Raw genomic sequence first — 13,689 nt, 5'->3', positions numbered from 1 at the left:
ATTTAGACCCAACACACTCGCAAAGTTAAAAAGAAAACTTATACTTAACACCACCTCCACGAATTTATACACCCCACGTTTAAACACCAAATCATTTGGTTACACACCCCAAAGCATCGTCAACATCACACTCCAAGTGGGGAATCACTTTCTCAAGATCGTCTACATATATTTTTTCACATGACACTTGTACAGCCGAACCTTTAGATGTATCAGAAACCACTACTCCTGCACTTCTCGCACCACTTCCAACACCTTCACCATCGTAGTTACTATAAAGACCATACACATAAGAGCCGATTTGAAATTTAATCACCTTGTAGTCAACCTGATAGCGAACAAAGTGGTTTGACTTGAAAGCATCAAAAACAAAACCTGCCTCAGGAAAAACAAGCTCTATATTTTTTTCTCGACCAAAGCGGTACTGAACCCCAGCCAACGCCCCATCCACATAGTTTGGACAGAGTGCCAGGTATCTTCCTCCATCAACTTGACACTGAAATAATGCGACGCCGCCGTCACAAATTTTTTCCGGCATTGCCCATATTGGGCCAGCCCATAACATTGCAAAAAAGAAAACTACGTTTTCAACTAGAAAACCAGACGCACTTAAGCGCGCTAGCCAAATCAATGGCCCGCAACCCGGCTGGAAATTGGAAATTCCAGACCATCAATATCCGCATGAGCCCCACATACTCCCAACCCAAGCGCGGTCGGGTCAACGCCACCCGAAGACACTTTCAATAGATCGTATTTTTTTTCTATAAGCACCAGACCAAACTTTGAATCATACTCTAACGCACCACCTTTAACAGCCATCTGAAAAGCAAGGGAACAAACATGCTGGTCGGCTTGAGTACTATAAAGCTCAACAAAATAACCAGACGAATTCTTCCTGACTTTCAAGGTATCTCTAAAGCTATTCGAGCAACTCTCTTCCGACCCGACATAAGTGCAAAAACTGCTATCCTTAGAATATTCACCAGTCCAAGTAATATCGAGGCCAGCTTTTGCCCCCTCCCCGCCCCTCGCTTTAGCCGAAGCAAAGACGACAGCGAGAACGCAGGTTAAGAAAAAAGACCATCCACTTTTCATTTCTATTTGCCTCCCCTTAGATAACGAGCTCTTTGTCGCCCCTTTTCGTACTGCGCCAACTCCGGAGTCTCCTCAATATAACGTGCCAGCGACTCCGGATCATTTCCTGAAAAATAAGGCAACTGCCTAGACCATATACTTCCTTGATGATATGTAAAATCCACCGCAACGTCTCTAATCCTTTCATTCAATTCATTCCATTTTGGCGAATTTTGAACTGCCACTGATTCATATCTTCGTACGGCCGCAGCCTCGTATGCAGGGTACAAAACCTCCTCAAACAGAACTATTTGCTCCTGATGAGAAATCGCCCCAAAAACATCGCGATTCTGCTTCACAAAAGCTTGAGCACTTGGCCCAGAAAGTGTCGCACCTAAAGAAAAATTTTCCGCAGCCGCACTATCAAAACCGGCCTCAATTAGCTGTGAATAAACTTGAGACCTAGTTCGATGTCGCATATCATAACCACGCCCGAGTGTAACCCCCGACTTACCGGCAGGCCAATGCAACTTCCGGCTAAAATATAAACTATCAGCCAAATCATTACCCTCAGCATCAAATGTAACTTGCCCACTTCGCACGGTCAGCCGCCCCCATTCCACTGCTGCATAAAAATTCCCCAGCAAGCCGATAGCATGTAAGTGATGCACCTTCCCATCTGCTGGCAAACCAACCCTATCCGCAACTTCCTCCCACCAACTCAGCTGTTTAATCCGTTCCTTCTCCGCCAGCCAATTAGTATGCGGAGTCGAACCGCCGTGACCAAACATCTCATCCAACCCATCCCACTTCTGCGGCTTGTAATACCACTCACTTTCGCAACATATAATTAGCTGCGAGATTGATTGGGCCTGAGCAGGTATTCGAATTGCCGCTTGTATTTCCTCAGCGGTCATTTTCTTATTGCCATCACGATCAATGATGTGGCATAGCCGCTCCTTTATCGGCCCTGAGTCCCCAGCATCAGCTAACGCGCCATAGCGTTGGAGTTGCTGATCCGTGAAACGCTTAAGTGATCGAAGGAACGCCGCCATAAAGGCGGGAGCAGAGGTATAATCCGTGATGACAGCATAGCCTTGCCATTCCCATGGACTGACCCACGGGGTAATGCCCACTTCCTCGCACACCCAGCCACTCAATAGCTTGTTGTCGGCATCGTTGAGAAGCTGATTAAGGCGATACCAGTTGTAAGCCTTGTGCCCTGCAGTTGCAGGTACTGTAATTTTTTCTGCAGTAGGCAAGCTATCAAGTAGGCTTTTTGGGATCAATAAATCCGCACCGCTTACTGCGTCGGCCGTACTTAAGGTGGGTAGTTGTTTGGTGCTGAAATGGTCTTGATGGGCCACCACAGGAGTGCCCTTGACAAGCTTCAACCAAGTTTTACTCGTGTCGGGCAGATTCTTCGCCCAACATTGGCAATCCTTGATGAATTTCTCCATATCCTCTTCGCTAAACACCTCGAGATGCAGCTTCTTTTCGGGCTTATCAGCGGCATAGTTCTGGTACCACCCGATGTGACCGATTAGCTCTCCGGCCTTGATCGGAATCGGCTCATCAAGCACACTCACGCGGTCATATTGGGGGGTACGCAGACTTTGTAACGACTTAAAATAGACGTACTGAGTGACGTGCTCCAGCTTTCGAAATTTACCCTCACCGCTGATCTTGACTTGCGTTCCGGCCGGTAACTTTTGACCAATGGTTTTACTTTGAGCCGTCGCGTCGACATGGACGTTCAAGTCATTCTTGAGGCGATACTCTCCCCCCTCAATCGACTCCAGGCGGTCGAAATCAAGATACCCAAGCAACGAGCCATCTTGGTTCTGTAGGTAATTTGGCCCTACAGAATTTTCCAGTTTACGGAAATCACCTTCGCCGCTGACTATCACTTCTGCTCCTCGCGGCAGAAGATCAAGTACTTTGCCTTGGTGCGACCGATTACGCACATTAAGGCCGTGCTGCTCGGAAGGCCCAGCGCGAACATCTTTAGCGGTCTCCGGGACGAAACGAACTGTACTCTCCGGCCAAAAGGCTGGCCGGGCGATGGTTAAATCGCCTTCGTAGGCCGTCCCGTCTTGCAGATGCATGTACAAACTGTAGAAAAATAGACTGGGAGGAGACTTCGGCTCTCCCTCAATCGCTGGTGGCTCAAGACGGTGACGAACCAACACAAAGTTACGGGAGTAAGGCTTCATCACATGCAGCTTATTGACGATATAAACTGTTCTTGCTGAGTTCTTATCAATACGGTAAGCCACCACCTCGCCATCGGCCAGACAACGCACACTGGCATCCTTCGGAACTCCAGTGCCGTTATCAAAATGCACGCCGCCATGCCAAAGCCCACCCACTCCCAGTGGATATGAACCCGCCGCCGCATTGGCCAACTGCGTTAGTTGCTGTAGTGGAGTGCTCTTATCCTTGAAGGGATGACTCCAATTTTTTATTGCCTCAGGTCGCAACTGGGCAGTCACCGGCGGATGATTTCGGGCGGGCTTTCCATCAGACGTCGGATAGAGCGGTACCTGCGACCCCTTAGTTTGCGAGTCACTGGAACTAAATATATTAGCAAGCCGTTTGAAAACGCCATCAGCCATGGTGTGTTCGCTCCTGGTTATGAAAAGATGTCATCACCTTTCAACGCTATTGCTCTCTATAGCCGCCATGCGTCCACGAATACCCCCGTATTTTATTTAAGCCCCCCGTATTACCGTATTTCAAAATGCGCCCCTCAACGTCCCGCTCAATCGGATCAAAAATAATTTCACCAATAGTAACTTCACCTCCTACCAGCTTCGCATCACGAATACGAATCGAGCCTTCATACTCATACCAAGATGATACTTCTTTTATATAACCACCAGCCTATCCAGACGAATCATATATAACAGCCGAAAATATTACCGCCTCGCCCTCGCCATCTTTTCGCTCATAACTTCTGTGCATATAAATCACAACAAATCCAAACTCTTCATCCCACAAGTAAATAGGATGTAGATCATTAATCCGCCCTTTCCTTAACTCAGCACTTTCAAAAATATCAAAATCAAATGGCATATATGTCAAGCACTGACTGTCCAGCTTTATTTGACTCAGAGGTAGTTTGACGTCTCTTGGTCTCAAAACAGAAAAAGGCCTGGGCGGATACTGGTTGAATTCCCGAAACACACTTAACTCTGATATTTTTCGCCCAGTCTCATTAGCTTTCAAACTAGTCAAGCAGCGCATAGCTGACAAGCCATCGCCCGTCCCACTCGATACTTCGCCAGCAATCACCTCGGATAAAACATCGTTACCAACGCCGTGAAATGCAGCGCTACAACTCATCGAAAAAGTCAACCCCGCCAGCAATACCCACGACAACGTGCTCTTCATTGCGTGACCTCAATTACATTCGGAGTGTATTTACCAACATGTAAATGATGGTGATGCCCATCAAAATGAAGCGTTCGCGGAAGCAGCTTTAATTTTCCACCTTTCTTATACTTCCAAGCATACTGGGTTTGCCAACCGAACTTATCCCAGAACATAAGCGGCTGCTGGCTTACCGGTGCCGTACTGAACAGCAGCGCGCGCCCTCCCCCCAACAACAGGAACAGCATCAACAGCCCAAGCCACCGCCATATACGAGGACCGGCTGGCCGAAGCGCCAGAGCCGGTACCTGGTCCATCCTGACCGGCATGACTAGCTGGCACCTGCAACAGGCAGCGATGAAATCAACGTAAAGCCGCAGGCACAGGCGTGCCCTTCAAAGGCAATCGGGATGCCATTGTCACGGAAGGCCGGGTGACCCTCGGAGATTTCAGTACGGCCATGGCCTGGGATTGGGCAGTCCACGTGGTCACCTTCACGGGCGACGCCGATACCGCCGAATTTCATGGTGATGGAACCGGAGAGGACTTCGCCTTCGCCGGTTGTTTTGTCACCTATGCGGATGATTCCTTTCATGCATTACTCCTATGTAAAATACTAATCAGCCAAACAAATTTATTTACTAATCCAGATCCCATCCACGAACTCCAGAAGCTCAGAGCGCGAAATTGAATCCAGATCTTCCACGCGAAGAAGTTTACCGAATTGACTTCCAACATCATTCGTTTTTATTTTCATAGAACCCCTATAATTCATGATATAGGCGGGCAAAAAACAATATGGGGCGGACTGGTTGTTTGTAGGCTGCTTTAGCAATGTTACAAATACACTTTCACGCAATTTAACAACATCAACTTTCTCACACAAAGGATGCGAAGCCATTATGTCAAAAATACTGGATGGATCTTTCCCCAATGCCTCTACGGTGAATTCCTTCCCAAGATACAACCTTTGGATTTCACGCTCGCCGGTCACGGATGCCCCGCCAATCAACCAACCGGTATTATCATGAGAAGTACACTTACAGTCGCACGCGATTAGAAACACACCTTTTTCCTTGCGATTCCAAGATATGGATGCTCGCGGAGCCTCGCATGCCGCTAAGATATTCTTCCCTTCACTGCCGACATCCATAGAGCACTCACCTGAAAAATTACAAACAGCCTCACCCTCAATATCTAAAACATGAGGCTCCTGCGCCCACACTGCCAATGGCACCGTCCCGAAAAGCACAGAAGATACAATCAACCCTAAAGCGTTATATATCACAGACATGCCTTCCTCTTATATCTGCTACAAGATGAAAATTTTTATTATCTCGCCTGGTCGAATACTCACCAACACTAGCTAAATACGGATACCCTTCGATAATCCCCATCCTTCGACTCATTGCATCTGCCTTCCAACGACTAGACGCACTCTTCGCTCTTTCTTGAACGCATATCCGAAGTAACTCCTCTTGAGTCCCAGGATTCTCAGCCTTCACCCGTACGCCGATATTCGAAAGTGTATCCCCCTTATCAAACCCACCTTGCTGAACACATAAGTCATACAAAGCAACATAAGACATCACATCAACAGAAGTCATGATCACGGGAGACAAGCGTCGCATTTCCTTAATGCAACCCAGCACATTAGAGTGATACTCAGCAGCAGCACGCAGCTGAACCTCTTGAAAATCAGGAACATCCCCCAAGGATAAAAATAACTGCTTCCAGCCAGCCTTATTAGTCCGAAGAATATTCCTTACCCATGACAACTGAGCTTCCTTGTCCGAATTCACTATAGCGGTTTTTAATGTTTCGTAATTCGTTCCATCCGGAAAACAATCAGCAAATTTAGCACCATCTTTTCTGAGCATTTTAAGCAATACCGGCCCAAGAGTCCCTTGTCCAAAATTCCACTGAATCAGACCAAATGATGTCCCCTGCTTATCAAAATCATCTGCCAACGCATGATAATCAAGCGCACTACGCCCCTCATATCCCCCGCTAACTTTAAGCGCCAACTCGATAGCCTCACGTAGAGGCATGCATGGGGAACTGTTGTAAAAACTCCCCATCAAACCTATCGGGTGCAAGTGATAGACCTTCCCATCAGCCGGCAAACCAACTTTCTCCGCCACTTCATCCCACCAACTAAGCTGTTTGATCCGCTCCTTCTCCGCCAACCAATTAATATGGGGAGTCGAGCCACCATGACCAAACATCTCATCTAATCCATCCCACTTTTGCGGTTTGTAATACCACTCGCTCTCGCAACAGATAATTAACCGCGAGATCGACTGGGCGTGAGCAGGTATTTGAATTGCCGCTTGTATTTCCTCGGCGGTCATTTTCTTATTGCCATCACGATCAATGATGTCGTACAGCCGCTCCTTCATCTGCCCTGAGTCCCCTGCATCAGCTAACGCGCCATAGCGTTGGAGTTGCTGATCCGTGAAACGCTTAAGTGATCGAAGGAACGCCGCCATAAAGGCAGGAACAGAGGTATAGTCCGTGATGACAGCATAGCCATGCCATTCCCATGGACTGACCCATGGGGTAACGCCCACCTCCTCGCGCACCCAGCCGTTCAATAGCTTGTTGTCCGTATCGTTGAGAAGCTGATTAAGACGATACCAGTTGTAAGCCTTGCACCCTTCCGTTGCAGGTACTGTAATTTTTTCTGCAGTAGGCAAGCTATCAAGTAGGCTTTTTGGAATCAATAAATCCCCACCGCTTACTGCGTCGGCCGTACTTAAGGTGGGTAGTTGCTTGGTGCTGAAATGGTCTTGATGGGCCACCACGGGTGTTCCCTTGACCAACTTCAACCAAGTCTTACTCGTGGCGGGTAACTTCGGTGCCCACTCGCGGCACTCCCTAATGAATTGATCTACATCCTCTTCGCTAAAAACCTCGAGATGCAGCTTCTTTTCCGGTTTATCAGCGGCATAGTCCTGGTACCACCCGATGTGACCGATTAGTTCTCCGGCCTTGATCGGGATCGGCTCGTCAAGCACATTCACGCAGTCATATCGGGGCGTACGCAGACTTTGTAGCGACTTGAAATAGACGTATTGAGTGACATGCTCCAACTTTCGAAATTCACCTTCACCACTGACCTTGACTTGAGTTCCGGCTGGCAGCTTTTGGCCAATGGTTTTACTTTTAGGTGTCGCGTCGACATGGACGTTCAACTGATTATTGAGGCGATACTCTCCCCCCTCAACCGACTCCAGACGGTCGAAGTCAATGTACCCAAGCAACGAGCCATCCTTGTTCAGCAGGTGACTTGGCCCCAAAAACTTTCCCAGTTTACGAAAATCCCCCTCGCCGCTGATCGTTACCTGCGCTCCCCTCGGCAGAAAACCGAGCACTTTGCCTTGGTGCGCTCGATGACGAACATTAAGTCCATACTGTTCGGGAGTTCCGGTACTTACATCTTTCGCGGTCTCCGGAACGAAACAAATTTTACTCTCCGGCCAAAAGGAGGGTCGGTCAATGGTTAAATCACCTTCGTAGGTCGCCCCGTCTTGCAAGTGCATGTACAAACTGTAGAAAAATAGACTGCGAGGAGGAGACTCCGTCTCTCCCTCAATCGCAGGTGGCTCAAGTCGGTGACGGACGAGTACAAAGTTACGAGAGTAAGGCTTCATCAAATGCAGTTTATTGACGACATAAACTGTTTTTGCTGAGTTCCGATCAATACAGTAGGCCACCACCTCACCGTCGGCGATACAGTGCACACTGGCTTTATCTAAACTGCTCAACGTACCGCTGTCAAAATGCACACCGCCATGCCAAAGACCGCCCACTCCCAGCGGGTATGAACCCGACGCTGCATTGGCCAGCTGCGTTAGTTGCTCTAGCGGATTGCTCTTTTCCTTGAACGGGTGGCTCCAATTTTTTATTGCCTCAGGTCGCAACTTGGCAGTCACTGGCCCCATATTTCGGAGCCGCTTTCCATCCGGCGTCAAATAGAGCGGCTCCTGCGAACCCTCCGATTTCGAATCACTGGGGCTAAATATATTGGCAAGCCGTTTGAAAACACCATCAACCATGGTGCGCTCCCTCCTGGTCACGAAAAGAAGTCATCCCGAGAAAACCGTCGAACTCAAAGAGTCAGCGTCATACTCAGTCACCGGGGGAAGTTGTGGCATCTGCGCTACTTGTTTGGCAGCCCCCACTACGTACTCGTAGCTCGCCGACTTGACGATGTAATCCCCTTCGGTGCCCGACTCGATGCTGAACGGGTCCAAGGTGATGTAGCTGCCACCCGCATTAAGGATGATTTTCTTCTTGGCCGTAATGCGGATCTCGTCCTCTGTACTGCTGATCTCCAGCCCATGGCGTGCGATCAACTCCAGTTTGTCGTTCTGTGCCTGGATGCTCACCGGCCCTTGGTTGGCAATCAGCTTGATGCCCAGCTTGCGCACGAACACGCTTAGCCCCTGTCCCACACCCATGAACAGGCGCTTGACCACGCTGATATCGGCTTGCCCGCCGGCGTTCAACATCAGGTTGTGCTCAGCGGCTAGTTGCAGATGCTGGCCGCTGGTCAGTGCGATGCCCTGTGGGGCGCTGAGCAGCAGTACCGCCGATTTGAGCTGTTCCAGGTCTTTCTGCAGCAGATTCAGTTGCGCCTGCACATCCGCCGGATCGGCATGGCTGGCTTCGGCATCCACCGAGAGCGCCTGCAACTGCTCACCGGCCTGCTGCAATCGGCCCACGGCGGCGTTCATCTCCAGCATTGGCCCCTGCGCGCGGCGCTGGGCGTCGGCACTGATAAACAGGCCTTTGCCGCCACGGATCGCGGCATGCCCATCGGTGCGCAGTTCCGCGCCCTCCCCGCGAGGCTGGCGCTCGGCATCCACCAGATGGCCAAGGTTGAGCTGGCTCTTGCCGCTGTGTTCGGTGCTGAGTTTGAGGTGCTCCTGCCCGCGGGTGTCGTCCATGCGCAGTTTGTTGTTGGCCGGGGTGCGCAACACGTTGCGCTTGTCGTTGCGCAGGGTAACGTGGTCCACATGCTGGCTGTCGTGCAGGGCATGGGCGATGTAGGGCCGGTCCGGGTCGCCTTGCTCGAAGGCCACCGCCACTTCGGTGCCTGCAATCAGCGGTAAATGCAGGCCATGGGTGTCGCCGGCGTAGGGCCGGGCCAGGCGTAGCCAGACGCTTTCCTCACCAGCCTTCCAGCTGTCGCGATCGAACAGGAAGTTCACCCGGTAGCGCCCTTCCAGGTCGATATGGGCGTAGGGGTCGTTGGCCTGTGGGCTGGTGATGCGGGCCGGGACAGTGCCCGCGATTTGCGGTTTTTCCTTCAGTTCTGGACGAAAGCACACCGTTTCTGAATAGGGCATGGCCTGGAAGATGGCCTCAAAGCTGCTGTCGCGGGAGGCCTTGGTAGTCAGGCCGATGATCACCGCACCCGGCGTGAAGGCCTGAGGCGCACCGCCGGAGACCTTGAGCACCTGGCCCGGCGCCAAGGTGGCGCTGCTGCTGATGCCGCTGAGTTGGGTCTGCCCATTCAGGTAACGTTCGTGACGCAGACGCGCATAGAAGTAGCCGCTTTCGCCTTCCAGGTCTTCGTCCTGGGACTGCGCATCGCCGAGTACGCGGTAGGGTTCAGCGTAGTGGTAGGCCTCGCCATAGGTGGTAGTCGCGCCCCGGCTCTGGTCGATTTCGCCGCTCAGGTGGGCGCCGGCATCGCGGTGATGGTAAGCCCGGAAATGCACCTGCTGCTCGACCACTTCGTGGCTCGATTGCAGTTGCCACACCGCATCCTGGCCGCTGCTGCCCAGCCCGGATTGCGGGCGAAGGGGCAGCTCGATGTCGAACTGATAGTGGCGTTGATCGTCGCGAAACTCGACCACATCGATGCCCAAACGCTCGTCGCTGGTGAAGCGGTACCAGATGCCGACCTCGGCCAGCAGGCGGGCAATAAAGACCAGGTCGCTTTCACCGTATTGCATGACCTGTTCGCGCTTGGGGTAGTCGCGTTTGAGGATGAACAGAAAGTCCTGACCTTCCAAGCCGTGGCGGTTACGCAAGATGCTTTCGACGATCTCCGGCACCGATTGGTGCTGGTAGATGCGAAACTGCCGGCCACGACCGAGCAGGGCCAGGCGTGGCTGCAGGGTGATCGCATAGGTGGCCTGGTCATTGGAGCCGGACTGACGCTTGAAGCCGGTGACCACACCCTGCAGGGTGCGCAGCGGTTTGACCTCTGGCGCGCTGAACCCGGCGACCGGCAGCTTTTGCGGTGCGGCGTGCAGGCTGAAGCTGGCGTCCTGGCCGAGCATACTTTCCGCAGCCAGGTCACGCTCGGTGCTGGTGAATTCCACGCGATAGGTGAAAGGTTGGCTCAGGTGTTCTTGACCTTCAAAGGCCAGAACATCGAGCCTGGCCTCAACGTTGCGCACACTCAGCGTATGCCGGCTATGGTCGAAGAAGTTTTGCAATCCATCAAGCATGCTCACACCTCCAGCGCAACGGGCTGAGCCGTGTCTTGAACATCGGTGAATTGCAGGCTGATGCCTTCGTCGTCGCTATAGCCGAGGCGCACGCCGTGGGTACGTTGCTGCGCCGCGCGGCGCTCCAGCAATTGCTGGCTAAGCACCGGCAGGATTTGCTCGTTGAGCAGGCTGTCGATGTTGCGTGCGCCTGAATCGGGCAGCAGGCAGGCGGCAACCAGCGCGTCATTCAGGGCGTCGTCAATCTGACAGTCCAGGCCGTAATGGCGCTGCAGGCGCTTGGCGACCTGGGCCAGCTTGATCGCCACGATGCGCTTGAGTGCATCGGCCTGCAGCGGGCGATAGATCAGGGTTTGAAAGCGTGCCAGCAACGCGGGTTGGAAGTGCTCACTCAGGATAGGACGCAGCAGTTCATGCAGCACGCTGTCCGGTGCGTCAGGTTGTTCCTGCACACAGGTTTGCAGCAGGTCGCTGCCGAGGTTGGAGGTCATGAGGATGACGGTGTTGCGAAAGTCGATCTCGCGCCCTTCGCCATCGCGCATGAAGCCGCGATCAAAGACCTGGTAGAACAGATTGAGCACGTCGCGATGGGCCTTTTCCACCTCGTCGAGCAGCACGACGCTGTAGGGCCGTTGGCGCACGGCTTCGGTAAGCACACCGCCCTGACCATAACCGACGTAGCCGGGCGGTGAGCCCTTGAGTTGGCTGACGGTGTGGGCTTCCTGGTATTCGGAAAAGTTGAGGGTGATCAGTGATTTTTCGCCGCCGAACAGGCTGTCGGCCAGGGCCTGGGCGGTTTCGGTTTTGCCCACGCCGCTGGTGCCGACCAGCAGGAACACGCCCAGCGGCGCCTTGTCATCGGTGAGGCCAGTTTTGGCCGCGCGCAAGCGCTGGGCCATAGCGCTCAAGGCCAGTGCTTGCCCGATGACACGCTCGCCCAGTTGCTGCTCCAGCATCAGCAGGTTCGCCTGTTCGTCCTTGAGCAAACTGGCCAGCGGCACCCCGGTCCAATCCGCAATGACTTCCGCTACGCTACGTGCGTCGACGTCCAGAGACAGCAGAGGTTGATTGCCCTGGACATCGCTCAACTGTCGTTGCAGCTCCGCGCAGGTCTCTAGCTGCAACGGCTGCTCTTGACGCGCATCGATCAGTTGCTGGGTCAGGTCAAGTTCTTGCCGATATTGCTGCTCCAGGTCGATGTATTGGCGTTGCAGCTCGGCGTGTTGGGCGGCAATCACCGCCAGGCGTTCATTGGCACCATGCCCGCCAAGGCGCTGATCCTGTTCCAGCGCCTGGCCCTCCAGCTCCAAGGCCACTTGCCGGGCACTCAGGCGGATCAACGCCTGCGGTTCGCAGTCCAGGCTCATGCGCACTCGGGCGCTGGCGGTGTCCAGCAGGTCGACCGCTTTATCGGGCAACTGGCGACCGGTGAGGTAGCGGCGCGACAGGCTGACCGCAGCCTGCACGGCCGCATCCTGAATGTGCACGCCATGATGAGTGGCGTAGCGCCCTTTGAGGCCACGCAACATCAGGCTGGCGTTGGCATCATCCGGCTCATCGACCTTGACCATCTGAAAGCGCCTTTCCAAGGCCGCATCGCGCTCGAAGTACTGTTTGTACTCGCTCCAGGTGGTCGCAGCGATGGTGCGCAACTCACCTCGGGCCAAGGCGGGCTTGAGCAGGTTGGCCGCGTCGGCGCCGCCAGCCTGGTTGCCGGCACCGATCAGGGTATGGGCTTCGTCAATGAACAACAGCACCGGTTCTTCAGACTGTTGCACCGCGTCGATCACGTTTTTCAGCCGTTGTTCAAACTCGCCTTTGACGCCTGCGCCAGCTTGCAATAAGCCAAGGTCAAGGGTGCGCACACTGACTGATTTGAGACTGTCGGGCACCATACCGTGGGCGATGCTCAACGCCAGGCCTTCGACCAGTGCGGTCTTGCCGACACCGGGCTCGCCCACCAGAATCGGGTTGTTCTTGCGACGGCGGCTGAGGATGTCGATGACCTGGCGGATTTCGTCGTCACGGCCAAACACCGGGTCGATCTGCCCTTGCGCTGCCTTGGCAGTGAGGTCGTGGGTGAACCTGTCCAGCACCGCCTGCAACGCCTCCACTTTTTTCGTTGCGCTGGGTGGGAGTATGGCGAGCTCACCTGAAGACGTTTCGGGATCGCTTGGCTCGACTGCCCCCTGCACTTCAGGGCGTTCCTCGGACGATTGATCCAACAGCACCAAGAGGCGCTGCAACTGAGCCTCACTGAGGCTGAGCAGTGGCCATGCGGCTTCACACACCAACAAGCTGGGCGTTTCCATCAACGCGCTCAGCAGGTGTACGGAACGCAAGCTGTCGTTGTTGTCGTCCAGCGAGGCCCGCAACCAGGCGTTTTTGATCAGTTGCTGCAATGGCTCCGACAGTTGCGGCTTGCTCTGCACGCTGCGAGGTAGTTGATCAATGTGTTCAAGCAGCCCGTACCACAGCGTCTCCATATTCCATTCGTAACGACGCGCGATCACGGTCAGGTCACCGTCTCCCTGCCCCAGCAACTTGAGCAGCCAGTGTTCAATGGTGATCTGTGCGTGCGCACGGTTTTGGCACAGCGAGGCCGCTGCACTCAATGCCTGGGCGCAGTAGGGGTTGAGGCGGCGAAGCAAGCGAGTGGAATTGGGTGCCATACGGTTACATCCTTGTGCGGGGATCAGGGTGTGTCGTCGATAAAACCAGCCGGGGTTGTGCAACTCGATGTGTTTGGCTGAACGCCCGCGAACGGACG

10 protein-coding genes are annotated in these 13,689 nt (G+C 53.4%); all 10 read right to left on the bottom strand.

Going from position 1 to position 13,689, the window contains the following annotated elements:
* Nucleotides 1-91: 91 nt before the first annotated feature.
* The 10 genes from HBO11_RS05240 to tssH all read right to left on the bottom strand — a co-directional run bounded on the left by HBO11_RS05240 (nt 92) and on the right by tssH (nt 13,591).
* Nucleotides 92-631: a hypothetical protein gene (locus HBO11_RS05240; protein ID WP_169952888.1), complete on the bottom strand. Its 540-nt coding sequence runs from the start codon at nt 629-631 to the stop codon at nt 92-94.
* Nucleotides 628-1,095, bottom strand: coding sequence for a hypothetical protein (locus tag HBO11_RS05235; protein ID WP_169952887.1), 468 nt, complete (start codon nt 1,093-1,095; stop codon nt 628-630). The genes HBO11_RS05240 and HBO11_RS05235 overlap by 4 nt, the downstream gene beginning before the upstream one ends.
* Before the next feature lie 2 nt (nt 1,096-1,097).
* Complete coding sequence (locus tag HBO11_RS05230) at nt 1,098-3,692, bottom strand: hypothetical protein (RefSeq protein WP_169952886.1); 2,595 nt, start codon at nt 3,690-3,692, stop codon at nt 1,098-1,100.
* Between the two features lie 268 nt (nt 3,693-3,960).
* Nucleotides 3,961-4,470: a hypothetical protein gene (locus tag HBO11_RS05225; RefSeq protein ID WP_169952885.1), complete on the bottom strand. Its 510-nt coding sequence runs from the start codon at nt 4,468-4,470 to the stop codon at nt 3,961-3,963.
* Complete coding sequence (locus tag HBO11_RS05220) at nt 4,467-4,697, bottom strand: hypothetical protein (protein ID WP_169952884.1); 231 nt, start codon at nt 4,695-4,697, stop codon at nt 4,467-4,469. The genes HBO11_RS05225 and HBO11_RS05220 overlap by 4 nt, the downstream gene beginning before the upstream one ends.
* 83 nt (nt 4,698-4,780) lie before the next feature.
* Nucleotides 4,781-5,044: a PAAR domain-containing protein gene (locus HBO11_RS05215; protein ID WP_169952883.1), complete on the bottom strand. Its 264-nt coding sequence runs from the start codon at nt 5,042-5,044 to the stop codon at nt 4,781-4,783.
* 39 nt (nt 5,045-5,083) lie between these two features.
* The gene (locus HBO11_RS05210) at nt 5,084-5,743 is read right to left on the bottom strand and encodes a hypothetical protein (protein WP_169952882.1); all 660 of its coding nucleotides are present in this window, start codon (nt 5,741-5,743) and stop codon (nt 5,084-5,086) included.
* Nucleotides 5,727-8,510, bottom strand: coding sequence for a hypothetical protein (locus HBO11_RS05205; protein ID WP_170058844.1), 2,784 nt, complete (start codon nt 8,508-8,510; stop codon nt 5,727-5,729). The genes HBO11_RS05210 and HBO11_RS05205 overlap by 17 nt, the downstream gene beginning before the upstream one ends.
* 30 nt (nt 8,511-8,540) lie before the next feature.
* Entirely contained in the window at nt 8,541-10,919 is a 2,379-nt protein-coding gene (gene vgrG / locus HBO11_RS05200) for a type VI secretion system Vgr family protein (RefSeq protein ID WP_170058843.1), read from the bottom strand.
* Between the two features lie 2 nt (nt 10,920-10,921).
* Nucleotides 10,922-13,591: a type VI secretion system ATPase TssH gene (gene tssH, locus HBO11_RS05195; protein ID WP_170058842.1), complete on the bottom strand. Its 2,670-nt coding sequence runs from the start codon at nt 13,589-13,591 to the stop codon at nt 10,922-10,924.
* Nucleotides 13,592-13,689: the final 98 nt, after the last annotated feature.

This window comes from Pseudomonas sp. WS 5010 (assembly GCF_012985565.1).
Lineage (GTDB): Bacteria > Pseudomonadota > Gammaproteobacteria > Pseudomonadales > Pseudomonadaceae > Aquipseudomonas.
The sequence above is the reverse complement of the archived record's forward strand: the minus strand, read 5'-3'. Positions and strand labels throughout refer to the sequence as shown.

Bases quoted from the DNA above. Each gene is read 5' to 3' on its own strand.
- HBO11_RS05235 (WP_169952887.1), bottom strand. From the start codon at position 1,095: ATGAAAAGTGGATGGTCTTTTTTCTTAACCTGCGTTCTCGCTGTCGTC.
- HBO11_RS05230 (WP_169952886.1), bottom strand. From the start codon at position 3,692: ATGGCTGATGGCGTTTTCAAACGGCTTGCTAATATATTTAGTTCCAGT.
- HBO11_RS05225 (WP_169952885.1), bottom strand. From the start codon at position 4,470: ATGAAGAGCACGTTGTCGTGGGTATTGCTGGCGGGGTTGACTTTTTCG.
- HBO11_RS05220 (WP_169952884.1), bottom strand. From the start codon at position 4,697: ATGCTGTTCCTGTTGTTGGGGGGAGGGCGCGCGCTGCTGTTCAGTACG.
- HBO11_RS05215 (WP_169952883.1), bottom strand. From the start codon at position 5,044: ATGAAAGGAATCATCCGCATAGGTGACAAAACAACCGGCGAAGGCGAA.
- HBO11_RS05210 (WP_169952882.1), bottom strand. From the start codon at position 5,743: ATGTCTGTGATATATAACGCTTTAGGGTTGATTGTATCTTCTGTGCTT.
- HBO11_RS05205 (WP_170058844.1), bottom strand. From the start codon at position 8,510: ATGGTTGATGGTGTTTTCAAACGGCTTGCCAATATATTTAGCCCCAGT.
- vgrG (WP_170058843.1), bottom strand. From the start codon at position 10,919: ATGCTTGATGGATTGCAAAACTTCTTCGACCATAGCCGGCATACGCTG.
- tssH (WP_170058842.1), bottom strand. From the start codon at position 13,591: ATGGCACCCAATTCCACTCGCTTGCTTCGCCGCCTCAACCCCTACTGC.